General features: G+C 37.9%; 20 protein-coding genes. 11 read left to right on the top strand and 9 right to left on the bottom strand.

Annotated elements, in window-relative coordinates:
- The 4 genes from thiD to QM481_RS05290 form a co-directional block, all read right to left on the bottom strand.
- Positions 1 to 795, bottom strand: a complete 795-nt coding sequence (gene thiD / locus QM481_RS05275) for a bifunctional hydroxymethylpyrimidine kinase/phosphomethylpyrimidine kinase (protein WP_283380925.1) — start codon at positions 793 to 795, stop codon at positions 1 to 3.
- A gap of 158 nt (positions 796 to 953) precedes the next feature.
- Positions 954 to 1,472: a hypothetical protein gene (locus QM481_RS05280; RefSeq protein WP_283380926.1), complete on the bottom strand. Its 519-nt coding sequence runs from the start codon at positions 1,470 to 1,472 to the stop codon at positions 954 to 956.
- A 462-nt stretch (positions 1,473 to 1,934) separates the two neighbouring features.
- Entirely contained in the window at positions 1,935 to 3,089 is a 1,155-nt protein-coding gene (locus QM481_RS05285; RefSeq protein ID WP_283380927.1) for a TIGR03364 family FAD-dependent oxidoreductase, read from the bottom strand.
- 148 nt (positions 3,090 to 3,237) lie between these two features.
- Positions 3,238 to 3,978, bottom strand: coding sequence for an HAD hydrolase-like protein (locus QM481_RS05290; protein WP_283380928.1), 741 nt, complete (start codon positions 3,976 to 3,978; stop codon positions 3,238 to 3,240).
- Positions 3,979 to 4,230: 252 nt separating this feature from the next.
- Between QM481_RS05290 and QM481_RS05295 the strand changes: the two genes are divergently transcribed.
- From QM481_RS05295 to QM481_RS05330, 8 genes are all read left to right on the top strand, one after another.
- Positions 4,231 to 5,526 carry a DUF5690 family protein gene (locus QM481_RS05295; protein WP_283380929.1) on the top strand — a complete coding sequence of 432 codons (1,296 nt, stop codon included), beginning with the start codon at positions 4,231 to 4,233 and terminating at the stop codon, positions 5,524 to 5,526.
- A gap of 281 nt (positions 5,527 to 5,807) precedes the next feature.
- A complete protein-coding gene (locus QM481_RS05300) occupies positions 5,808 to 9,071 on the top strand; it encodes a SusC/RagA family TonB-linked outer membrane protein (RefSeq protein WP_283380930.1) in 3,264 nt (1,087 codons plus the stop codon).
- A 162-nt stretch (positions 9,072 to 9,233) separates the two neighbouring features.
- Entirely contained in the window at positions 9,234 to 10,706 is a 1,473-nt protein-coding gene (locus tag QM481_RS05305; protein ID WP_283380931.1) for a SusD/RagB family nutrient-binding outer membrane lipoprotein, read from the top strand.
- A 280-nt stretch (positions 10,707 to 10,986) separates the two neighbouring features.
- Positions 10,987 to 11,556, top strand: coding sequence for an HD domain-containing protein (locus tag QM481_RS05310; protein ID WP_283380932.1), 570 nt, complete (start codon positions 10,987 to 10,989; stop codon positions 11,554 to 11,556).
- Positions 11,557 to 11,719: 163 nt separating this feature from the next.
- Positions 11,720 to 12,796 (top strand): alkaline phosphatase family protein, encoded by a 1,077-nt coding sequence (locus tag QM481_RS05315; protein WP_283380933.1) that lies wholly within the window; start codon positions 11,720 to 11,722, stop codon positions 12,794 to 12,796.
- A 269-nt stretch (positions 12,797 to 13,065) separates the two neighbouring features.
- Positions 13,066 to 13,752 carry a response regulator transcription factor gene (locus QM481_RS05320; RefSeq protein WP_095163658.1) on the top strand — a complete coding sequence of 229 codons (687 nt, stop codon included), beginning with the start codon at positions 13,066 to 13,068 and terminating at the stop codon, positions 13,750 to 13,752.
- Positions 13,753 to 14,048: 296 nt separating this feature from the next.
- Positions 14,049 to 14,852: a UDP-2,3-diacylglucosamine diphosphatase gene (locus QM481_RS05325; RefSeq protein WP_283380934.1), complete on the top strand. Its 804-nt coding sequence runs from the start codon at positions 14,049 to 14,051 to the stop codon at positions 14,850 to 14,852.
- A 37-nt stretch (positions 14,853 to 14,889) separates the two neighbouring features.
- A complete protein-coding gene (locus QM481_RS05330; protein WP_283380935.1) occupies positions 14,890 to 16,050 on the top strand; it encodes a glycosyltransferase family protein in 1,161 nt (386 codons plus the stop codon).
- 351 nt (positions 16,051 to 16,401) lie between these two features.
- Here QM481_RS05330 and QM481_RS05335 read toward each other — a convergent pair whose 3' ends face one another.
- Positions 16,402 to 17,370, bottom strand: coding sequence for an NAD(P)H-quinone oxidoreductase (locus QM481_RS05335; RefSeq protein WP_283380936.1), 969 nt, complete (start codon positions 17,368 to 17,370; stop codon positions 16,402 to 16,404).
- A gap of 229 nt (positions 17,371 to 17,599) precedes the next feature.
- Between QM481_RS05335 and QM481_RS05340 the strand changes: the two genes are divergently transcribed.
- A complete protein-coding gene (locus QM481_RS05340) occupies positions 17,600 to 17,752 on the top strand; it encodes a hypothetical protein (protein WP_283380937.1) in 153 nt (50 codons plus the stop codon).
- A gap of 67 nt (positions 17,753 to 17,819) precedes the next feature.
- On the opposite strand, the gene QM481_RS05345 is transcribed toward QM481_RS05340, so the two are convergent.
- Together QM481_RS05345 and QM481_RS05350 are read right to left on the bottom strand one after the other, a co-directional pair.
- Complete coding sequence (locus QM481_RS05345; protein WP_283380938.1) at positions 17,820 to 19,337, bottom strand: gluconokinase; 1,518 nt, start codon at positions 19,335 to 19,337, stop codon at positions 17,820 to 17,822.
- A 38-nt stretch (positions 19,338 to 19,375) separates the two neighbouring features.
- Positions 19,376 to 20,260, bottom strand: a complete 885-nt coding sequence (locus tag QM481_RS05350; RefSeq protein WP_283380939.1) for a helix-turn-helix transcriptional regulator — start codon at positions 20,258 to 20,260, stop codon at positions 19,376 to 19,378.
- Between the two features lie 755 nt (positions 20,261 to 21,015).
- Here QM481_RS05350 and gnd point away from each other — a divergent pair.
- On the top strand, positions 21,016 to 21,912 hold the full coding sequence (gnd, locus tag QM481_RS05355; protein WP_283380940.1) for a phosphogluconate dehydrogenase (NAD(+)-dependent, decarboxylating): 897 nt from the start codon (positions 21,016 to 21,018) through the stop codon (positions 21,910 to 21,912).
- Between the two features lie 39 nt (positions 21,913 to 21,951).
- Complete coding sequence (locus QM481_RS05360) at positions 21,952 to 23,379, top strand: gluconokinase (protein ID WP_283380941.1); 1,428 nt, start codon at positions 21,952 to 21,954, stop codon at positions 23,377 to 23,379.
- Positions 23,380 to 23,462: 83 nt separating this feature from the next.
- On the opposite strand, the gene QM481_RS05365 is transcribed toward QM481_RS05360, so the two are convergent.
- Positions 23,463 to 24,467, bottom strand: a complete 1,005-nt coding sequence (locus QM481_RS05365; protein ID WP_283380942.1) for an alpha/beta hydrolase — start codon at positions 24,465 to 24,467, stop codon at positions 23,463 to 23,465.
- Between the two features lie 58 nt (positions 24,468 to 24,525).
- Positions 24,526 to 25,506 carry a pectinesterase family protein gene (locus QM481_RS05370; RefSeq protein ID WP_283380943.1) on the bottom strand — a complete coding sequence of 327 codons (981 nt, stop codon included), beginning with the start codon at positions 25,504 to 25,506 and terminating at the stop codon, positions 24,526 to 24,528.
- Between the last annotated feature and the right edge of the window lie 399 nt (positions 25,507 to 25,905).

A 25,905-nucleotide genomic window follows, 5' to 3' on the forward strand; every position in this document is an offset into this window, starting at 1 on the left:
TCAAATATGCTTCAAAGGACCATTTCCTCCTCCTAGTTGATAATCTTTTCCTCCTTCGATGGACTTAACGACGTATTCTGTTGCCCGTTCGACTGCGTATTCTACACTAAATCCTTGTGCTAAATTTACTGCTATCGCCGACGATAATGTACAGCCCGTACCATGGGTATTGTTGGAATTTACTTTTTTGTGGTCTAAAAAGAATATTTCTCCAGAAGATTTGACCAAACAATCTGACAGTACTTCCTCTTCTAGATGTCCACCTTTCAGCAAAACACTTTTTGCGCCAAATTTCAAAAGCTCCTTAGCTGCTTCTGGCATTTGATCTTTTTCTTTGATTTCTTTCCCCAGTAGCCAGCTCGCCTCTGTAAGATTGGGTGTTAGCACGGTTACCAACGGAAAAAGTTGCTCAATCATCAACTGTATGCCTTCCTCGTCCAGCAATGGGTGACCACTAGATGATAAAAACACAGGATCAAGCACGATAGGTACTTTAGGAAACTGACTCAATATATCGACCACCTCCTTGACAATTTCAAATCGGTGTAACATACCAATTTTGATGGCGAGGGGCTTAATGTCTGTTAGAATTGCCTCTACCTGTTCTCTAACCGCCTGTGCTGGTACAGGATAAATACCACTCACTCCTAGGGTATTTTGAACTGTAATGGCAGTAATCGCTGTACAGGCGTAACCACCCAGTGCTGCAATGGTAATCAAATCTGCCTGAATTCCTGCGCCAGAGGAAGGGTCAGAACCAGCAATGCTTAAAACAGGAAAGTACGTTTTCTTCATAACAACAAATATACAAATTGCCTACAAAGCATAAGACACAATCGTAACACTAATTGTTTCCGATAGTTTTATTTTCTAGGAAAAGTTATTTTTGTTGTCTCTATTTTACAAATCTTTTCTGCAATAAGTGCAAAAAGTTATTAATAAATGGTGGATCCTCACTTGAAAGTATCCACAACTTGAACAAATAGTGCTGAGATGAGGGGCAAATGTCTAAAATTGGTTGGCTGAAACAAATCCATGCGCCAGTCAAGTTTATTTAAGACTGCCATCAGTTTTAAGTTGGAAGAAAAACAGTTTCTGATATTACGTCTTGTCAAGGGCTTTACTTCACCATAAGCACCATCGCTAAAATAATAGGAAAAAGAACTCAAATCGGTCGCATTTTGGACTCGGTAAACCCACAGTCCTTCGGTTGAAACTACTTCATAAGTTCGATTTTCGGTGAAACGCCATTGTCTACCCTTGAACTTATATCCATAGGCATTATCGGAAGAATAGATGATTTTTGAACCATTATTCTTTATGCTTATAGTGGCAAATCGTTCGTGAATTTTGGAATCTTCGGGGCGATAGACTTTATTTTCGATAAAATCTTCAGCTGTTAAAAATACCCCATCTTGTGCTTGTGAAAGAAAAGAGATAAATAGAAAAAGAAGTGTATAAAGTCGATTCATGGTTCTGAAATTTGTTTTCACAAAGGTGAAAATCCAAACTCAACCCATGATTAACGAAAAATTAATTGAATGTTAAATGAGATTCAGAAATCTGAATACTTGGTAATGATTTGGTAATATTGAGTACTGTGATGTTATTAGTTATGGGTATATCCGTTATTTGAAGGCACGCATCATAACTAGTTCAAGACTAAGTCTTGGACTAATTATTTTAACAGTTTTGAAACTGAAGGAATTACTAGTCCGTGGCGGAATTCCGAACTAGTTATTAGTCTTGTACGAAAGTTTACGTTGTTTGTTTTAAAATAAAATTGCTGTAGTGGCAACCCTTGCGGTTGCCCAACTCAACATGACAACCGCAAGGGTTGCCACTACAGCAAAATACTTATGATAATAACGCTTCTGAACAACAGAAAATCTTTCGTACTGCCAGTTATAGCCAATTAAATCATGTGGTATTATCTACTGAGAAAAAACTTCCTTTATCCTCTTTTCGGCATAGCCAGGAGAAGTGGTCATCCCCTTGCCCCCAATGCCCGTAGCGATATAAATTTTGTTTTCAAGTTGATGCTCGTAGATACCTCCATCGGCAGTTTGTGAGTAATAGCCAGCCCAATAATTTTGAATATTCCAATTTGGTAATTTCATAATTCGTTGTGCTTCTTTCAAGATCAACTGGTTGATGTCCATATCAATGCCGAAATCAAGCGTGGCATTTTCGTTTACACTAGCATATTCATGAGAATCACCAATAATAATTGAGCCATTAAAGGCTTGTTTAAATAGAATGTGAATTCCCCAAGCATTATACGGTTTTTGCCATTCTGGTTGTGATATTTGAGGATATGAGGCACAAGATTTAAAGCTGTCATAACGACGAATGCTCAACCCAGACAAGATATTTCCTTTAATTTGGACATCTTTTAAAGGATAAGTTGACATCATATTGAGTTTGCTCACTTTCATGCCGCTGTTTTCAAACAAGCTTGGAAACAATGCCTTGAAATCTCTACCATTACAAATTGTTACTTTTTCAGCATAAAACTTTTCACCTTTTGAGCTAACGACTTCACAAATCCCATTTTTTATCTGACAATCTACAATTGTGGTATTATTTACAAAATCAAGACCCCATTTTTTGATGAGTATTTCTCGTACACGATGTACCATTGTTCGTGGTTCTACCGAAAATTCATTAGGAAAAAACAAGCCTAGTTTGTAGTATTCATTTTGAAGCATCGGCATACGCTCAAAACAAACTTTTCTATTCATAAGCTCACAAGCGTATCCTCGAATTTTGAACAACGCACGCGCCTCCTCCAACAACTTAGCTTCATCATCATCTGAAGCAAAATAGTAGGAGCCATTTTTACGAGCTGTAATATCTGTCAGGTCTTGAAGATTTTGATATATCTCTAACGAACGTCGACCATATTCAAACCATGTATCAAGGGCTTGTCCAGAGGGCACTACTTGTCCAAAATTTCTTACGGTAGCTTCCATCGGTTCTGAGTCTTTTTCAATCATCAGCACCGATTTCCCCATTTGTAAAGCATGGTAAGCATGGAACGTTCCAAGATTTCCTGCTCCCACCACAATCAAATCATATTTTTTCATTAGTCGTTTTTTAGGGACAAAGTGTCAAATGCACAAAGTGATTTGTCTTCACTTTGTGCTTATAGAGCATAAATAAAAAATTGTCATTTAGCTCACAGTCAGCGTGTTTTTACTACCTATTTTTGTTTAGATAGTTGTGCAGAAGCACTTACTCGGCTAAGCTCTTTTCGGAAATCTCTTCAATGATTGGTTTCAAGGCCAGCAGGTTAGGCAACAAACCATCATTTCTATGAATATTTAATTGACTACGTGTATGCGTACCGTTAGTTACACCTAACGACAAACGTACCCCAGCGCGCAAACCTGACTTGAGGTCTGAAGGAGTATCACCGATATTAATTACACGTTGAGCATCTTTTACAGCTAACACCTCCATAGCCTTCTGAATCATAAAGGGTTCGGGACGACCTTTGAGCACGTCGTCGGGTGTAATCGAGACATCGATTATTCCTGAGCCATCACTCTTATAATGATGATCGAGTCCTTTTAGCCAGCCCAATTTACCCAAAATGATATTAGCTACCTTTCTATAAAAACCTGTTGTTAATGCAATCTTTATATCTTGACTTTTCAGATATTCGAAGATTTCTAAGCATCCTTCAGTTGGGAAAATATCATGTTCCAAATAATGATCTTCCAATATCGAACAAAACTCTGTGTACGATATGTCCACATACTCCGACAATTCTGGGTGCTTTTCACCCAATAATTCTACCCACAACATCTCAAAAACTTGTCGCTTGGCATAACCTTGTAAGGCCAAAACTCGCTCAGGCGTTACACTTAATCCTGTACGGGCTGCCGCTTGCATAAAGCATACTTCTACCTCATGGCGGTCGGTAACTGTAGTTCCTGCCATATCAAAAACGACTAACTCAATAGGTTTCATAAGAGACGAATATTTTATTATTAACTAGAAACATATACCAGAATGGCAACGCCAACTCCGTGAATCAAAGGTAACAAGAGTACTTTTAAGCAAATATTAAATGTCCGTTAAGCCTAATTAATAGACTGAATAACAAGAAGTTTTATTTGTATCCTTGCCAAAAAAAGTTTTCGAATTAGTCAAATCTTCTGACTAGTCGTTTTACTCAATCACCTGAACTTTCATACTGTAGTTTATCAAATACATTTTTTCATGCGTGCTAGTTTACAATCTTTGTTAAAAAAGAGTTCTCCTTTATTTAGAGGTATATTTTTGGGTACTATGGCATTTAGTACTTATTTCTGTATGTATGCCTTTCGTAAGCCCTTTTCTGCGGCGATTTATTCAGATTTGACCTTATGGGGTATCGACTACAAAATTATTTTGGTAGTTGCTCAAGTATTGGGCTATGCTACCGCCAAAGGCATGGGAATAAAGGTGGTGGCAGAAGTAAAGCCACATCAGCGATTGTTATACATTATCGGTATGATTTTGTATTCCGAAATCTGTTTATTGATGTTTGCGCTTGTACCTGCCCCTGACAATTGGATGTTTATGTATCTCAATGGTTTGGGCTTAGGAATGATTTTCGGTTTGGTTTTTAGTTATTTAGAAGGTCGCAGAATTACAGATTTATTAGGTGCAGGCTTAGCGGTTAGTTTTATCGTTTCTTCAGGAATTATCAAATCGGTATCCAGATGGGCATTGTCCTTGGGGATAGATGAGTTTTGGATGCCTTTTATGGTTGGGCTATGCTTTTTCCCTGCCTTAGTTATATCTGTTTGGTGTATGAATTTAGTACCAAAACCAGATGAACAAGACAAATTAGAGCGTGTAGAAAGAGTACCGATGTTTGCCAAACAACGTCGAAAATTTATGAAAAAATACGGTCTGGGAATGGTCTTACTTGTCAGTATTTATGTATTGATGACTGTATTTAGAGATATACGAGACAATTTTGGAGTTGAAATTTGGCAAGAATTAGGGGTGACTGACATCAAGATTTTTTCAGAAACCGAAATTATCATAGGCATAGCTATTAGCTTGATGACAGGCGTAGCATTCCTAATCAAAAATCATAAAAATGCTTTGTGGTTTAATCATGGATTAATTCTGGGCGGATGCCTTCTTATGCTTTTGGGTACCTTATTGTACAATGGAGGCTCTATTACGGGCTATTGGTGGATGGTCTGGAACGGGCTTGGCTTATATATGGCATATGTACCTTTCAATGGCATTCTATTTGACAGATTATTGGCAGCACTCAACGAACGAGGCAACGTTGGTTTCTTATTTTACACCGCAGATTTCTGTGGATATTTAGGAAGTGTACTAGTATTACTCGTTAAGAATTTTGGAAAAAATCCTATTTCTTGGCTTGACTTACTCAATGCTTTTGCACAGCTTTTACCTACACTTTGTATTGTTTTGGTGATATCATCTTACTTCTATTTTAACCAAATTTTCCAACAAAAAACCAAATCAGGTTTACGTTTCTTGGGAGCTTAAAACCCAACTTAAAGGCAATAAAATGCCGATTTTCTGTAATTTATCTACACTTAACACATTACTAACACAAACAACGAATATAGCACATATTACACCTCTAAAGTTTAATCAAGCTTAATACTAGCTTGAAGGTGGGGTTATTTTTTGATTGTAGGTTTGCATCGTTTTTCAAAAGGAGATTTCAACGAGTCCTTGGTTTTGTCCTAACCCATAAAACTCAAACCCCTTGATTCGTTTTACCCAATTTCTTTCCTCTATCACAAAACAAAACACACAATCAAATGAAAAAACTTTTACCCATGCTAGGGAGGTTTCAACGTAATTTTACGTGGTTTATGACCTCGATGTTTGTTCCAGTTTTAGTGCTTTGTTGCTCAATGACTACACTCGGACAAATCACTGGTAAAGTAAGTGCTGCAGACGACAATTCTCCACTTCCAGGAGTTTCGGTACGTGTAAAAGGTAGCGACAAAGGTAGCTCGACTGGTGCTGATGGTGGCTACAAAATCAATGCAAAGCCAACAGACATATTGGTTTTCAGTTTTATTGGTTACACTTCACAAGAAATTACAGTAGGCAACAAAACTTCTATTAATGTTAGCCTAGCACAAGAATCAAAAATGCTTCAGGAAGTTGTTACAACTGCCTTGGGTATTTCGAAAGACAAACGTACCCTCACCAATTCGATTCAATCAGTTCAGGGCGTTGAATTAATCAAAGCTCGTGAGCCAAATGCTATCAACTCGTTGAGTGGTAAAGTAGCTGGTTTGACCGTTGGTGCTTCATCTGAAATTTTGGGTCGTCCAAACTTGGTATTGCGTGGTAACACTGATCTTTTATTTATCGTAGATGGTGTACCTATCAACTCTGATACTTGGAATATTTCGGCAGATGACATTGAAACTTATTCGGTATTGAAAGGTCCAAACGCGGCGGCTTTGTATGGTTTCCGTGGAAAAAATGGAGCAATTTTGATTACTACGAAGAAAGGTTCTAAAGATAAACGTGGTTTTTCCGTTGAGTTTAACTCTTCAACGATGATAGAAAGTGGCTTCAACGCTATTCCGAAAGTTCAGGATTTGTATGGACCTGGAGACCACGGAGTTTATGAGTTCGTAGATGGTCGTGGTGGTGGTAAAAATGACGGCGACTACGACATCTGGGGACCAAAATTTGAAGGTCAATTGATTCCTCAGTACGACTCGCCAGTGGTAAACGGTGTTCGTCAAGGTACTCCTTGGATTGCTCGTGGTAAAAACAACTTAACTCGCTTCTTGCGCGATGGTTTGCAATCAAACAACAACATTGCCATTTCTTCAAGTACTGAAAAAGCTGATTTACGTTTCTCATTGTCAAACAGCTACCAAAAAGGTATCGTGCCAAACACGCAGTTGAATTCTATCAACTTCAACATGTCGGCAGGTGTTAATTTCTCTAAAAAACTTCGTTTGGAATCTAACATCAACTTCAACCGCCAATCAACACCAAACGTACCAGATGTTAACTATGGACCAAACTCATTGATTTACAACATGGTAATTTGGGGTGGTGCAGACTGGGATGTTGACCAATTGCGCAACTACTGGCAGCCAGGCAAAGAAGGTATTCAACAAATCTATGCTGAATACCAACGTTACAACAACCCATATTTTGTAGCTTACGAATGGACAAGAGGTCATTACAAAAATGATATTTACGGTTATGCTTCATTGAACTATAAAATCAACGACAATTTCGAATTAACAGGTCGTACTTCAGTAACTTCTTATGATTTGTTTAGAAATGAGAAACTGCCTTATTCTGCCACAACGTATGGTCGTGAAGAAGCTAAAGGTGACTATCGTGAAGACAAACGTACTTTATTCGAAAACAACACTGACATCTTGTTGAAATATAGCAAATTGTATAACAATGTGTTTGATGTAAAAGTATGGGCTGGTGCCAACATTCGTAGCTTTAGCTATCGTTCAAGCTTTGTAACAACTGACTATTTGAACACACCAGGTGTATATACTTTTGCTAACTCACTTCGTCCTGTGAAGGCTTATAGTTTTGCATCAGATATGGAAGTACAAAGTGCTTACTACTCGGCTGACTTAGGATACAAAAGCTATATCAACCTATCGGCAACAGGTCGTGTTGACCACCTTTCTACTTTACCAAAAGGTAACAACACGTTCTTCTATCCATCATTTGGTTTGAGTACTGTAATTTCTGATTATGTGACATTACCATCTGCCATCTCATTCTTGAAGGCACGTGCTTCTTATGCCAACGTAAAAGACGGTTTGACTCGTTCAACAATTGGCTCTACGCCAAGTGGCTCGTTCCCTGTAGGCTATGGCGTTGACTATACTTCATCTTATGATGGACCAAGCTATGCTAACTCAGTTGGATATACTATCGCTCCGGGATATAACTTGTTGCCATCTTCTTCTTACTCTGACAAATTGGATAATGCAAGCTTGAAACCAAACTCAACCGAGCAAATTGAAGCAGGTATTGACTTAAGTTTCTTGAAAAACAGACTTTCTGGTGAAGTAACTTATTTTGTCTCGAACGATGGTCCACGTATCTTCAACCGTGATTTATCACAAACTACAGGTTATACCAATGCTATTGTAAACGGTATTCGTACTCAAAAAACAGGTTGGGAAGTTTCGTTAAAAGCAACGCCAGTAAAAACACAAGCATTCAAATGGGATATCGTATTGAACTGGTCAACTTATAAAGAAGTATTGAAAGAAATCTACGGAAACATTTCTTCATTGCCATCTAACTACTTTGTAAGCGGTAACCCTTCAAACATCAACCTAAACATTGGCGACAGAATTGACCCAGTAATAGTATCGGCTTATGCTCGTACCGCTGATGGTCAAATCATCAACGATGCAGGTGGTCGTCCGATTGTACTACCAAAATCGACATTCCAAGGTTATGCTAATCCAGACTGGGTATATGGTATCAACAACAAGTTTAGTTACAAAAACTGGTCAATGAATATCTTATTAGATGGTCGTGTAGATGGCGTAATCGAAGACTATATCCGTCGTCAGTCATTCCGTGGTGGACGTAATATCGAAACGGTAGAAGGTGCTTTGGGTGCTGCTCGTGAGCAAGATGTAAAAGGCATTAAATCATACATTGGTGAAGGTGTAAAAATCGTAGAAGGTACGCCAACTTATGACCCAACTACTGGTGCAATCACCAACATGAACCAATTGAAGTTTGCTTCAAACGATATTAAAACTTTCGTACAGGATTATATCAGCCGTTATTATTCAACATCTGAAGGTAACATGATGAGTAAGACTTTCTCTAAAATTCGTGAGATTACCATTTCTTACAATGTTCCTGCACATTTGTTGAACCGCACTCCATTCAAGCAAGCATCAGTTTCATTTGTAGGTCGTAACCTATTCTACTTCGTAGATAGCAAACACTCAGGTGTAGACTTAGACCAATACACAGGTTTGAGTACAAGTACAGGTCTTCAAACGCCAACAATGAAGCGTTTCGGGGTTAACCTTAACTTAGTATTCTAAAAACTTGGAACAAGCGATTATGAGTGATGAGTTGGGAGTAACGAGTGATGACTTTTAAATACAAATACTGATTTTCAAAAAATTGAACTCTAAACTCATCACTCACAATTCATCACTAATATCTAACTTTTAGCAGTTTTAAATTCTTTAGCATTTACAACAATGAAAAAATATATAGCAGCACTTTGCGTGGTTGGTTTACTTTCGAGCTGTAATGATTATGCAGTTTTGGAGAAAAACCCCAACTTACCAACATCAGTTCCCGCAGAACTTACCCTCAGAACAGTTCTTAGCAATATGAACGAAGGCGCTTGGAACGACGCCATGCGTAGTAACCAATTTTACTGTTCTAATTACAACTATTATAGCAGTAACGAATACAATTGGTCTGCGGCTTCTTTACAATTTACTACTTTGAAAAACGTGGTAAAAATGGAAGGCGAAGCGATTCGTTCTGGCGCAAAAGCTGTAAACCCTTACGCAGCCGTTGGTAAATTTTTACGTGCTTATTATTATACAAAAATGACTTTGGCGGTTGGTGATTTACCTGTTAAAGATGCATTGAAAGGATTAACGGTTGACCAACCTACTTACGACACACAAAAGGATGTTTTTGTACAAGTATTAAAATGGTTGGAAGATGCTAACGCAGACCTTACTACTTTGATTGCGGCGAGTGACAAGTCTTTGACAGGAGACATTTATTATAATGGCGACTTGACAAAATGGCAAAAAGCGGTTAATACCTTGAAATTGCGTGTTTTGATTCATTTGAGCAAAAAAGCTGATGATACTGATTTGCAAGTAAAACAGCAATTTGCGAACACCATTAGTAACCCAACGAAGTATCCGTTGATGACCTCAAATGACGATGCTTTGCAATATGTTTGGAGTAGCAACAACAAATACCCTCGTAATCCAGATAACTTCGGTAACAACGCAACACGTGAAAATATGTCGAAAACCTATATCGACATTTTGAAAGAAAACAACGACCCTCGTTTGTTTATCGTAGCAGAGCCTGCTGAAGCAAAAATCAAAGCTGGTATTCCTGCGACAAGTGTAAATGCTTACGAAGGTGCTAGTTCAGGCGAAGATTTGGCAGATATGTCAACAAAAGTATTGAAAGGCGAGTATTCATTCCAGAGTCGTAAACGCTATTATAGCAACTATGTAGGTGAAAACACTTTCATTTTGAGTTATTCTGAAATGTGTTTTAACATTGCCGAAGGTATCAACCGTGGGTGGGCTACTAGCGATGCTCAAAGCTGGTATGAACAAGGTATCAAATCATCTATGAGCTTTTATGGAGCTGCATTACCTGCGGATTATTTAACACAATCTACTGTGAAATACAAAGGAAATAATGCTGATGGTTTGACTCAGATTTTGAAACAAAAATATGTAGCATTCTTTCAAAATTCTGGATACGAAGCGTTCTTCAACCAACGTCGTACTGGTATTCCAAGCTTCTTGATTGGACCAGGTACAGGTAATGGTACAAAAATTCCAAAGCGTTTTCAATATCCACAGTCTGAATTTACTACCAACAAAACAAACGTTGAAGCAGCTTTAAAACGTCAATTTACAGATGGTAAAGATGACATCAACTATGATTTCTGGATTTTGAAATAGTATTAAATTCTTATATGGTGAATTCATTAACCTAAAGAGTATAGTCGGAGGAAAATTGGGAGTTCATAAAATATCGCATAACAATCGTTATCGAGTAATAACCTCCAACTGAGTGGTTAATGATGCGTAGAAATAGTGAAGCCCTGCTTCACTATTTTCTTTTTAAGGGTAATTGAAATGATGAATGAGAGGTGTACGATTGCGGATATGGGATGTTGGATTTCGGAAATAAAAATTACTCTCCAATTCACGATTAGCTAACTCACAACACACTAATAACATGAAAAACAACCCAGAACAAATCGTAGAGGAAATTTTCACTTTGTTTGACCAACAAGGTGGCAACGAATATATTGGCGAACCAGTCACTATTCTTGAGCATAGCTTACAAGCTGGACAATTGGCTCTGGATGCCAACGAAGAACCTTTGGTGGTCTTAGCTTCTTTTTTTCATGATATTGGACATCTTCTTCCTATGCAGGAGTCCGAGGATATGGAAGGGATGGGGCATTTGAGACATGAGGTTATTGGGGCAGATTTTTTGGTTTCAAAAGGTTTACCTGAAAGCATGGCTATGTTGGTCAAAAGCCATGTGCAAGCCAAACGCTATTTAACCTTCAAGCATCCCAAGTATTACGAGCAACTTTCGGAAGCAAGTAAAACAACCCTCAAATACCAAGGAGGCGTCATGACTCCAGATGAAGCGGAGGCCTTTGAAAAACATCCTCTTTTCAAAAAAAGCTTGCAACTAAGAGCTTGGGATGAACAAGCTAAACTTACCGACTGCGAGGTACAACCTTTAGATTCTTACAAAAAACTTTTATTAGCTTTTCTCGTTACACAAGTATAGGTAAGAAGACGTTATTGGTTAATTGTATATCAGTTATCAGAATATAATCATAATTAAAAGGCTTTCGTCAAATACCATATCAGATATACTATTAATTTAATCTTTCCTGCTACTTAGCCGAAATAAAATGCTTTAGGTCAACAAATCAAAAACCTTTATATAAATGAAAAAAATATGCGTATTCCTCCTCCTATTATTGGGTACTTTTTACTCGCAAGCTCAACACAAAACCGAAAAGGTTATCTTGATTACCACCGATGGATTTCGCTGGCTAGAAGTATTTAATGGCTTAGATACGGCACTGCTTAATCAAGAAAAATACACCAAAAGTAAACGCGATTTAATCGACCGATTTGGAGGTTCACCACAAGCTAGTCGTGCGAAACTATTACCATTTTTGTGGAATACCATTGCTTCAAAAGGGCAAATTTACGGCAATCGTGAGTATAATAATTTTGTCAATATCACCAACCAACAATGGTTTTCGTATCCTGGTTACAATGAAATACTGACAGGTGCGCCCGACGACGAGCGCATTACCAGCAACGACCATATCGACAATCCAAATGAAACCGTTTTGGAGTTTTTACATAAAAAACCTGCCTACAAAGGCAAAATTGCTGCTTTTTCTACGTGGGATTGTTTCCCTTTTATTATCAATGAAAAAAGAAGTAAAATCCCTGTAAATTCAGGAAAGGAACTGGTAAAAAATCCAAATCCAAGAGAAAAACTACTCAACGAAATTCAGGAAAGCACTCCGAGCGCCAATGCCGACCGTCACGATTTCATTACCTATTATCTTGCCAAAGAATACCTTGTAAACAAAAAGCCGAAGGTACTTTTTATGGCATTTGATGAAACAGATGACTATGCACATGCAGGTAATTATGATGCCTATCTGAAAGCTGCAAACAATTTTGACCGCTATTTGGCAGATCTTTGGAAAACGGTTCAGTCAATGCCCGAATACAAAGACAAAACAACCCTTATCATTACGTCTGACCATGGACGTGGACAATATCCTAAATCAGGTTGGACAGATCATGGTTTTAGAACTGCCTATTCTGATCAAATATGGTTTGCTGTGTTAGGGCCAGATACCCCTGCAAAAGGTGAGATAAAAACGGCTGGGCAGTACTATCAAACACAGTTTGCCAGTACGCTTGCTAAGTTTTTGGGTGAAAAGTTTGCACCCAATGATAAGGTTGGCAAACCTATAAAGGAAGTAATGAATAAGTAAAAAATAAAATCACACCTTTGGTTCAAGTCTCCGACTTGAACCTTTTGTTGTTGTAATTTTCAAACTATAATCATAAATATAAGAGACTTTACTCCCACTCGATTTTATAAATTCTTTACCAATAATTTACCGTTCAAAAATGTTAATCTACACTTAATATAAGAGTAACGATGAGGTAATTTCTGGTTGATAAGTTTGTGTCAAATTTTGAGAAGCCCAATTTCTTATCATCTCAAACGACAACATTATTAGTCCTAGATTAATTACTTATGATCGACATTTCTCTTAAAGTACTGGTAGTTGATGACGACCCAGATATCTTAGAATTACTCCAATACAACCTTGAAGGCGAGGGGTATCAGGTATTCACGGCTGAAAACGGAAAAATTGCAGTAGAAAAAGCCAAACAACATATCCCTGATTTGATTGTGATGGACATTATGATGCCGATTATGGACGGAATCGAGGCGGGACGTATCATCAAGCAAATGCCAGAATTAAACAAAACGTATCTCTTGTTCTTGACCGCTCGTGCTGAAGAATATTCTGAAATCGCTGCTTTTGACATCGGTGCTGACGATTACATTATCAAACCTGTAAAACCAAGAGCCTTGTTGAGTCGTATTAAAGCCATGCTGAAACGTGAGTTAGCCGAGGGAACTGGTACCGAAAAAATCGTTATCGAGGATTTGACTATCAACAAACAAAATTATTCTATTGCGGTAAATAACAACTCTTGGGTATTGCCGAAAAAGGAATTTGATTTATTGATGTTCTTCGTCACCAATCCCAACAAAGTTTACTCTCGCGACGAAATTCTTTCTAATGTTTGGGGTAGAGGTATTCACGTGACTGAAAGAACAGTTGATGTACATATCCGTAAAATTCGTGAAAAAATTGGTGATGATTACATCAGAACCATCAAAGGTGTAGGGTATCTTTTTGCCAACGCCTAAAAAGAAACAAAACCGAGTATCCATTATTACAAAATTATACCAACAGATTAGCCAGTCGTATTTCCCAATCCTTTCTGGTCTTCCTCTATTTAACCTGCCATTTTTCATTGGCTAATTTGTTGGTTTTCTTTCGTTATCGCCTCCATTACAACAATTAACAAAAGCATAATATACACACAACCATAAGGTTAAAGTAATTCCTCAATTTTGGTCATAGTTAAAACAAGGCAGAAAATGCACTAAACGACTATCCCGAAATATCGTTTCTGTCTGCTTGAATTGGAATAGATAGATATATGAAAACACCAGCTCAATATAAAACCATTATTATTTCAGATTTACACTTAGGATCTGAGGGGGCAAAAGCGAAGGAGGTTGTGGCATTTTTAAAATCAACTTCATGCGACACGCTTATCATGAATGGCGACATTATCGACGGCTGGCAACTCAAAAAAGGAGGTTCTTGGAAAAAGAAGCATACCGCATTTTTTAGAGTAGTACTCAAAATGATTGAAGAACATGGAACCAAAGTAATCTATTTACGAGGCAACCACGACGATTTTCTTGACCAGATTATTCCTTTTCAATTAGGAAAGCAATTTAGTATCCGAAAAGACTATATTCTTAAATCTGGGAAAAAGCAGTTTTTTATCACGCACGGGGACATTTTCGACTCCGTGACATCCAATATGAAGTGGTTGGCACACCTAGGCGATATAGGCTATACCTTCCTTCTGGGCCTTAATAAGCTCTATAACCGTTATCGCGCATGGAGAGGTATGCCATACTACTCCTTTTCTCAAAAAATCAAACAGCAAGTCAAAAAAGCCGTCAATCATGTGTCGGATTTTGAAGAAAAACTAGCTGAATTAGCCCTAGCAAACGATTGTGAAGGCATTATATGTGGGCATATCCACAAACCAGAAATTAAAGCCATTGGCGAAGTAACCTATATGAACTCAGGAGACTGGGTTGAATCATTGAGTGCACTCATCGAAACTCATGCAGGAATATGGGAATTGATGTATTACGCCAACGAAGCATTGCTTTTAAGCGAAGAAGATACCAACGAATTGATTTTAAACGAGAACAAAAACTAATGCTTATCCCAATAAGCATGATACCAAAAGCCACGAAATGAGTAAATTTCTGTTTGTTGTACAAGGCGAAGGAAGAGGTCACTTGACTCAGGCGATCTCTCTTTCTGAAATATTAACTTCGGCAGGTCACGAAGTTGTAGCAGTATTGGTGGGCAAAGGGAATAATCAAAATTTACCTGCTTTTTTCCAAGAGTCTATTCAAGCACCTATTCAGACATTTCCTAGTCCATCGCTCGTTTATGGTCAAGGAAAGGCATTGAGAGTTTGGGATACGATTAGCACTCATATTCTCAAATTTCCTTTGTATTGCAATAGTGTAAAGTATCTGAAAGAGCAAATTGATTACTATCAGCCCGATGCTGTAATTAATTTCTATGAAATGATTTGTGGTTTGTATTTCAGTACATATCGTCCCAATATCCCTTGTATTTGCATTGCGCATCAGTATTTGTTGCTGCATGAGCAATTTGATAATATATCAAAACATTGGTTTGACCGTTTTTTACTCAACTTCAATACCAAAGTAACGGCTTTAGGAAGTGCTCAAAAGTTGGCGTTGTCATTTGACAAAATGGAAAATGACCTAAACCGCAATATTGCGGTTGTGCCACCACTATTACGTACAGAAGTAAAAAAACTTAACCCAACAAGTAAACCGTTTGTATTGGCATACATCACACATCACAAATTGGCGGAAGACATTGCCAATTGGCACGAAAATCATCGCGATGTGCAAATCCATTGTTTTTGGAATAATCTAGATTTTTCGGACGAATGGGTAGTAAGAGAAAACCTCACATTTCATCAGGTAAACGCTGAGAAATTTTTGACCATGATGGAAAATTGTTCGGGGTTGGTATGTACAGCTGGTTTCGAATCAGTTTGTGAAGCTATGTATTTGGGCAAGCCTATTATGATGGTTCCTGTACCTAATCATATCGAGCAAATGATAAACGCGCACGACGGGCAACGTGCTGGCGCTGGAATAGCGGCAACAGAATTTGATTTTTCTAAATTCTTAGCCTATTTACCTCAACATCAAAGCATTCAAAACGAATTTATCGACTGGCAACATCAAGCCAATCGCCTTTTCCTGCATTATCTCGAAACCTTGACACAAAAACCAACGCAAATTTTCACCTTCAAACCTTCTGGTTCAAGACTTGGTTCGTGGTGGAGACAGTTGGCTTTTAGATAGTAACATTAATTAGCACTCTCTCAAAATCCCGTAGCGAGATACAATTCGTTACAATATCTTTAGCATTTAGAATAGTTATCGACAAAAGCCAACTTCTTTGAGGTTGGCTTTTTTGTGACCCTTCCATAAATTTAACATTGAACCTATCTTTAGAATTATAACTTTGTGCAAGATATATTTCAGTGTTGAGCAACAATTAGATTTTCAGAGTAGTTTTTGAGTAAAGGCATATTGCCAACACCCGAAGACTATTTTCAAAATATCACCAATATGAGTCCATTTTAATTACATAGTTAAATGGAATTTAGTTTAAAAGGCTGTGATTGATAATCACAGCCTTTTTTGGTAAATCTATTTGACCAACACAATTTTTCCGATATGTGCCGACGATTCCATGAGTCGGTGTGCATCTGCTGCTTGAGGAATTGGGAAGCTCGCAAAAATAGGAACTTTGAACAATCCTTGTTCCAAAATTGGCCACACTTTCTCATAAACTTCGGCAGTTAAACTGGCCTTGAAACTTATTTCTCTTGCACGCAAAGTACTACCTGTAATGGTCAGTCGCTTTTGCATCATTTTCAAAATATCAATCTGAACATTCTTCCCTCCCATGGCATTGATATACACCAAACGTCCATCGGCTTCTAATAAATCTATATTTTTGGAAAAATAGTCTCCCCCAATCATATCCAAAATAACATGGATTTTTTCATCTTTTAAAACCTCCTCAAAATTTTCAGTCTTATAATTGACAAATCTATCTGCACCAAGTTCAAGGCAAGCTTGACCTTTTTCCTCATTTCCAACCGTTACAAAAACCGTTGCTCCAAAAGCTTTTGCCAACTGAATCGCCGTTGTACCAATACCACTACTTCCTCCATGAATCAAAATGCCTTCGCCCGCTTTTAAATTTCCTCTTTGAAAAACATTATGCCAGACTGTATAAACTGTTTCTGGTAAACACGCCGCTTCTTCCATTGAAAAACCTAGAGGAATCGGTAAACAAACCGACTCATGAACATTAACTTTTTCGGCGTATCCTCCACCAGTTACCAAAGCGCAAACCTCATCGCCAAGTTTCCAACGACTAACATTTTCACCAATCTCAATCACTCGACCTGCTACTTCTAAACCAGCAATATCTGCGGGTGCTCCTTTGGGTGCAGGATAATGACCTTTGCGCTGCAATACATCAGGTCGATTGACACCAGCGGCCAATATTTCTATCATTACCTCCTCTGCCCCACAAATAGGGTCTGGATATTCGGACCAAATCATGTTTTCAGGGGCACCAAAAGCTGTTATTTTTACGGCATTCATGTTGTTGATATTTGAAGTGAATAAAAGCAAAGATCTCAAGTGCAATAGCTAGTCTTTACTCCTTAACAATTTAATAATCTCTTATAATTTGAACTTTTTCAAGAAACCTGTAGTTTTATATTCAAATACAAAGCAAAAGTGTTTTGTAATTCATTAAAATAAGCAATTATTAATCAAGCAATTACAGAAACAACTTTTGCTCATATTATTTACTAAAACAAATAAAAATATGGCAAAACAAAGTTGGAGTGCATTAAACCGTCACACAAATTGGCGAGCACACAGAGCAAAAAAACAAGACAACCCTCGCTACATGCACACGTTTCAAAAAAGCGAGAATCACAATCCAGAAAATGACAAAGTGTCTTATGACTGGATTTAAGATGAAAAAATGAGTTGCAACCCGATCGTATGATTGGGATTTTTTGTTTTTAGAGGGTTCTACTTTCCTACAAATCACGTAGTTTGGCTAAATATCCAAACTCTTCCTCAAGCTTTTTTGTCAATCTTTCAAACAAACGATAATACGCCTGATACTTGGCATGATTGCCAGAATTGGGTAACCATTCTTGGTCAAAATTCAATGATTCTGTAGCTGTTTGCAAATCTCTGAAAATCCCCATTTGCGTCAGCGTCAGTAAGGCAATTCCTTGTCCGACACCATCGTAGGAGAGATTCGCCGTAATTCTTTTACCGAAAATATCAGATAACATTTGAACACATAAAGGGTGCGAAGCAAAACTTCCATTAATCCGAATTTCATCGATTTCCCTAAAGGTTGCCAACATTTTTCCAATACTATACACTCCGAACAGAATACCCTCCAAAGTCGCACGCGCCAAATGCGATTTGGTGTGATTAATGTGTAATCCAAAATACGAGCCTCTGGCATTGGCATTCCAAACAGGTGCTCGCTCACCTAGCAAATACGGTAAAAATACCAATCCATCAGCACCCAAAGGAATTGATTCTATTTTTTGAAAAATTTCATCCAAGACTTCTTCTATATAAGCATGCTCTGAAAAGTCTCCAAATTCCTTCGCAAACCATTCAAATACTACCCCTGCGTTGTTACCAGGCCCTCCACTGATATAACAGTTGTCGGTCAGTAAATAATTAAAAACCCTTTGTTGTTGGTCTTTTAATAGCTCCTTTCCTGCAATCCTGACAGCCGAACTGGCACCTATCGAAATTACCGCTTTCCCTTCTGAAATAATCCCAGCACCGAGTGTTGCCAAACAGCCATCTGTTGCCCCAAGAATCACTTGAGTATCTGTAGAAATCCCCCAAGACTTCGCTATTTCGGGTTTAAGTGTTAGGGTATTATCCATTACCGAACTCACTTCGGAGAGCTGATTAGTTGAGATGTGCGCAAAATCCAAAGCTTCGTTTGACCATCCTTTAATGGTAATATCAAACAATCCTGTAGAGGAAGCCATACTTTCATCGACACGATATTGCCCTGTAAGCTGGAAAAGTACGTATTCTTTTAGCGAAATATATTTTGCTACTTTTTCTAAAAAAATACCACGGTTAGATTCCAGCCAAGCGATTTTCATGAGTGGCGACATGGGGTGGATTGGTGTACCTGTTTGCGCATAAATCCTAGTATCAAGTCCTATATCTTGAAGTTTTTTGACTTGATTTTGTCCACGATTATCTGCCCAGATAATTGCTTGTCCCAAAGGAATCCCTTTGGCATTGACAGGTAAAACACTGTGCATCGAACCACTAAACCCTATGGAGAGTATCTTGATTTTATTGGGAAGCACAAATTCATTAATCAAGGTTTTGACAACAAATAAAGTCGTTATATACACCTGTTCAGGGTCTTGTTCGCTCCATTCTGCAACAGGATGAAAAGTCGGATACGAACCTTGTTTTTGATACAAAGCTTTTCCGCTTAGGTCGTACACCTGAACTTTTACAGAGGTTGTATTAATATCGATTGTCAGAATGGCTTCCATAATTATTTAGTATCGATTGTTGAGAAAGAATATGTAGTTTATATATGGATTTTGCGATAATCTCTTGGTGTATAACCCGTTAGCTTTTTGAAGGTAGTTGAAAAATGCTGTGACGAATAAAAACCAGTTTCCAAAGCAATATCAGTCAATGACTTATCGCTACTTTTAAGCAATCTACTAGCCTCTGCTATTCGAATATTGATGAGGTAATTGAGAGGTGAAAAACCCGAAAAGCGTTTTACTTTTTCTGAAAAAGCTGTATTTCCTAATCCTGCTAGTCCTGCCATTTCTTCTAAGGTCCAAGGGTGTTCCAAATTGGCTCTCAAAGTCTGTTCTAATTGCAGAAAAGTCTGTGAAAAATCTTGGTTATTCCGCTCGGTTTTACCCAACGTTCTCGCCCAAGTAATCAAAATTTCATCCACGATTTGAGGCACTCTGGTACGATACCCAAAGGCTTGTTCTTGTACCTCCTGCCCCAATTCCATGATTAACTGACCAATCGCAGGATTACGAGGAATAATAGGCTTGGCATTAGACAAAAACAGTTTTGAGATAACCACCTGCTCACTGTACGAGATTTTGCTCCAATCGCCCAAAATTAAATGTCCATCTTTGGTCCAATGGTTGGGCAAAATACTGAGTTGCATAAATGCGCCAATCTCCAGATATCCCCTCGGATTGCCAAGTGCCTGCCAAGGCTGAACTATCAACGAATCGTTGGGATATAATGGGTAGGTTTTATGCTCCAGACTCCACTCGTATTTGCCTTCGGTAAAACTAAAAATCCCTATTCCTGTTCGCAAACCAACCTCCCATGAATCAAGAATAATTTGTTGTACTTTCTGAGAAAGCAAACAAGACAAAAAAGGAAATTCCTTTAATTCGAGCGATTCGTTTTGTATATAGTAAAAGTTGGAATTCATGAGCTAATCACAAGATATGGCGGAGAAAAAACCATCTTGTAATTTAGGTAGGTTCATCGGTTTTGGACATAGCAATGAGGCACAATTTTTTACTTTTCTACTAAAAATAAAAGAGAATATAATTTTTCGAATTATAAATCTATACAAACTTTCACTAAAGCTCTCATTTATAATGAGTTCAATTTGTGAAGCCACAAAAGTTTACAAAGAAATATTTCAAATATTTTACACCGAAAAAAAATGAAAGTTTTAAACAAAATAATGCAAGAAATTTGAACTATAGATTTAAGTAATCGTGCAGAATAAGATTAAAGTTTTGTGTTGAGGCAACAGGCACAAGGCAAAGAGTGTTAAAAGGATTTTGAAACACTTTTACAGACTATGAATATGTACTCTGATTACAGGACAAATCGAATAGGAGGCATTCATGGGTTTGGACTTCGTCAATCAATTTTATTAATACAGTTTTAAACTGTTTAAAGGTGAGTCCAAGGCTAAGTCTTGAATTAGGAATTTTAATTTTGACCAGCAATAAGATATATTTCTTCTAAGTAATCGTGCAGAATAATATTCAATCAATTAAAGATGTAAGGTATTTATAATTAAAATTTTACATTCACAATTCACAACTCATAATTCTGCACTAATACTTATAACGGATATACAATTCACGAATAACGTTTTACAAATTACTGAGTACAGTACACCTTATCATTTATAAACAAAATATCCCGAAACTTTTAACAAATAAACTTATGCAAATTGGATTGGTAGGCTTAGGCAAAATGGGTTTTAACCTTGCGTTAAATTTACATAGAAATAGATTTGAGGTAATAGCCAACGATGTAAACCCTGATTTTGTAACACAAATTGCTCAAAATGGAATTTCTACAGCTTCTAGCTTAGAAGATTTAACTAAACAGCTTTCAGGACGCAGGGTAATCTGGTTGATGGTACCAGCAGGCGAGATTGTAGATGCTGTCATTGAGCAATTAATTCCTTTATTGAACCCTTCAGACATAATAATAGATGGCGGAAACTCTTTTTTCAAAGATTCTTTGCGTCGTTACACACATTTGAAAGACAAGGGTATCGACTTCCTTGACTGTGGTACTTCGGGCGGCACCAGCGGTGCTTTGCAAGGCGCTTGTACCATGATTGGAGGAGATACCGATGTCTTCAAATATGTAGAAGAAGTTTTTCAAAAAATATCTATCCAAAACGGTTATTTACACACAGGGCGAGCAGGAAGCGGACACTTTACCAAGATGGTTCATAATGGTATTGAGTACGGTATGATGCAGGCCATTGCAGAAGGCTTCGAAGTATTTGAGCGTTCGCAATTTGACATTGATTTTCAGAAAACTGCTGAATTATTCAATCATGGCTCAGTTGTAAGAGGTTGGTTGATGGAATTGACAGCCAATGCTTTTGCAAAAGACCCGCAATTGGATGCCATAAAAGGCGTAATGCACTCTTCAGGCGAAGGTAAATGGACACTTGAAACGGCATTGGATATGGGTGTTCCTACGCCTGTAATTGCGCTCTCAGTGATGATGCGTTATCGCTCTCAAATGGAAGATACTTTTTCAGGAAAAGTAGTCGCAGCACTTCGCAATGAGTTTGGAGGACATGCCGTTGAGAAAAAATAGTCGTGATAAGCATCCGTAGAATTTAAAATTTGAATGCTTATGGCGCATTATTATGCGGGTATTGATTTGGGCACTACTGCCACAAAAGCTGTAGTTTTTAATCAAAAAGGGGACGTTTTGCATCAGGTGAGTCGGGAATACCCGATGTATCACCCCCAACCAGAATGGAGCACCCAAAACCCTCAAGATTTACTCACAGCAACAAAAGATTGTATAGAAGATATTCTTGCTAGATTTGAAGTACGTTTTATAAGTTTCAGCGCAGCAATGCAAAGTTTGATATTGGTCGATGAACAACATCAAGCATTAACAGACTGTATGATTTGGGCGGACAATCGAGCAGCAGATATTGCAGATAACCTAAAACAAAATGCAACTGGTCAGCGGTTTTATGACATTTCGGGCATTCCGATTCATAGTTTTTCGCCCATGACCAAAATTGCATGGCTTAAGGAACATGAACCAGCATTACTAGCTTCGGCGCATAAACTAATTAGCGCCAAAGAATATATCTGGTATCACCTGACCCACGAATACACAATTGATACGACCCTTGCCTCAGGGACTGGGCTTATGGACATACATTCGCTGCAATGGTCGGAGGAAATTTTGAACTATCTTAGTATCCAAAAAACACAATTGTCTATAATAGTAAAATCAACCCATCGAGCTTATTGTAAGCAATATGGTCTTGAATTAGTAAGTGGGGGTGGCGATGGAATTCTGGCTAATTTAGGCTCTGGAGCAATTACTCCCGACAAAATGGCGCTTACAATAGGCACAAGTGGAGCGGTGAGGGTGGTTTCGAATCAACCTTTTATCGACCCCCAGATGAGAACACAATGCTATCATTTATATGGTACGGAGTATCTCAAATTAGGGGCGGTAAACAATGGTGCAGTAGTTTTGCAATGGCTCAAAAATAATATTCTTGAGTCTACCGAAACCTACCAAGAATTATTCGAAAAAGCCTCTAAAGTACCAGTTGGTTCTGAAGGATTGTTATTTGTGCCTTATATTTTGGGTGAAAGAGCACCCATTTGGGATGCCAAAGCCAAAGGACTCATGATTGGCTTAGACATGCAACATACCCAAGGGCATATCATTCGAGCCAGTATGGAAGGTATTCTATTTGGGTTAAAACAAATTGCAGAGGTTTTAGTCCCTCAAAAAGAAAAGTTATCCAATATTACTTTGATGGTCAGCGGAGGCTTTGCCAAAAGTAATTTTTGGTTACAAATGACTGCTGATATTTTTCAAATGAAAGTAGAAGTCAGTAATACCATTGAAAGTTCGGCATGGGGCGCTGTGTTACTAGGTTTTCAATCATTCGAGATGGAGTATCACAACGATATAAAAAACGAAATCGTTTTTTATCCCAACACGCAGTATAATCATGTCTATCAACAAGGGTTTGAGCGATTCAAAAATGTTTACAAGCAATTTCTAAACATTGCGATAACTTAAAAACTTCTTTACAAACTTAGCTATCACTATCTATCCCCCTAATAAACGAAAAGGCTTAATCGTGAGATTAAGCCTTTATATTTTTATCTAAATGCCAACACATCTTTGTGTTTTTTGAAAACCTTTTTCAAAAAATGGTCAACATACTCAACCGTTGGGTCAAACCATGGCGTAAACAAGCAAAAAGAGTGTGGGGAATCTTTAAAAGTATGTACTTCTGAATAAATATGATTAGCCTCCAAAATTTTACGATAATCGTCTCTTCCTGCGTGCATTCGCTCTACACTACTATTGATAAACAAGGTTGGTGGCGTATTTTTTCCAGTATAAGTCAAGGCTGAGCCTTCTTTCCAAAGCGTTGGATTTTCGTCCTTACCGTATCCAAACCAGTAGGTAGCGGCAGAGGTTCTTTTGGAATCGTCTCCCTCACCCGATTCTGGATGAATAAATGCTACAATACCATCTATGTCAACAATTGCCTGTACATCGCTAGAAACACCCGTAACACCTTCGTTTGCTTCAAAGGTCTGAACACCATTGGTATTACCCACCAAAGAAGCCAGTTGTCCACCAGCCGAAAAACCTAAACTTGCAATCTTGTTGGCATCTACATGATATTGCGAAGCATTGGAACGAATCCATCTTACGGCAGCTTTCAAATCTTGCACCGCAGCAGGATATAATGCTTCTGTAGAAAGACGATATTCTGCCGTAAAAGTAGCATATCCTAATGATGCTAACTTTTGAGCCAAAGGAATATGTTGTGCTCTATTACCAGAACGCCAACCTCCTCCATGAATAATCAAAATAGCAGGATGTGGTTGATGATGCTTTTCTTTGGGATAAAAAGCATCCAATTTCAATTCCCTATCACCGATTTTAGCATACACTATATCCCGTTTTTCTGTAACATTGGCATACTGGTTTTCGATAACCAAAAGTGCATTGGGATGTGTTTTAAGGGTTGTTTTTAAAGCTGAATAGCTATTGTAGGAATTGTCTTTCACACCCGTTACCCCAACGGTCGATTGAGCCAAGGAAGTAATAGACAGTGACACTGAAAGAGTAATGGTTAGTAGCGCTTTCACAATATTTATAAATATTTAAAGATTTTTTACGGTTATTACAACAAAGATAAAGCTTCTTTTATTTATCTGACCAGAATTTAGATAATTCTTGTGTTATTTTTCCTGCAAAAATCTCTGATTTACTGTAGTTTAAGGCTTCCACTTTAGTCAAATTCTTAGACCATTTTACCCGATTTGCCATGTTTGCACCTTTTCCTGTCGAATTATATTCAGCATAAAATACTGTTTTTTCGGTTGATGGTCTACCCCAGTTATTCCATCCTTCTGCTAAGATATGACTGCCAATTTCACAATCGATAAAAACAGTTTTAGCAAAATCTCTCCAAGGTCTGCCCAAATACACTTTGGTGACGTTGGCATCAGCAGTGAGTTTACAATTTTTGAAAACATAGCCATACACCACCCAATCAGGTGTCGATGCTGCCGAAACGTATCCATCTGCCTTTGAGTGAATATGACAACGTTCGAAAAGTGCCGTAGAAGAACCAAAAATAAAATCGACAGTTCCTTCGATATAACAATCTTCAAATAGCTGTCGAGCGTTTTCTCCCGAGGCAAAAATAGTATCTTGATTTCCTAAAAAGCGACAATTCTTAAAAACGCATCTATCGCCTTCGACATGCAATGCCACCGCCTGTCCTACCCTTCCAGCGGTATTTTCAATCGTTAAGTTTTCAAAAGAAAGGTTATTGCCCATCACTCGCAAGGTATAAGAATCAAAAGTCTCCATTTTACCTTTTCCTGAGTAATCGTTGTAGCTGATAATCGTACTATCCTTGTCTTCCCCAACAAATTTGATATTAGTCAAGGTACTCGGAATATCTAATTTTTCTACATATTTACCCTTTTTGATTTTTATAGTGATGCCTTTAGGAAGATAGACTCTGACAGCGTTGATAGCATCTTGGATATACTTAAAATCGCCAGTACCATCTTTTGCTACTACCAAATCATGTTGGACTTTTAGGGCTTGTGCATTAACGCCAATAATACTCAGACAAAAACAGATAGCAATACAAGTGAAGATTCGTTGGAACATAAATTAATTAGATTACAGGTTTTTACATAAATTTCTTTTAAAAGAACCTATAAGTAATTTTTTACTGGAAAGTAGAGCTTGTAAAATGGTAAAGCTGTTGAAGAAGCTTAAATGTAGATTTGTGAATGGCAAACTGTGAATTTGAGTTGTATAAAGGATTTTATTTTTGTTCAAAAAAGTTCTTATTCATTGTTTTTTCGGGTGTAGATGCAACCCTTGCGGTTGCCATGTTGAAGGAGGCAACTGCAAGAGTTGTCAATAAACTAAACTTTCGTACAGCACTAATTTTGAATTTAAAAGATTAGTTAGCGGATTACTCTATTTCTTGAAAACAAATTTTATCCTGCACACTAACTATGAATCTGTTGTGTAACAAAAAGATATTTTCCCTTAGCGGGC

The sequence above is a fragment of the Flectobacillus rivi genome (assembly GCF_030056655.1).
GTDB classification, from domain to species: domain Bacteria; phylum Bacteroidota; class Bacteroidia; order Cytophagales; family Spirosomataceae; genus Flectobacillus; species Flectobacillus rivi.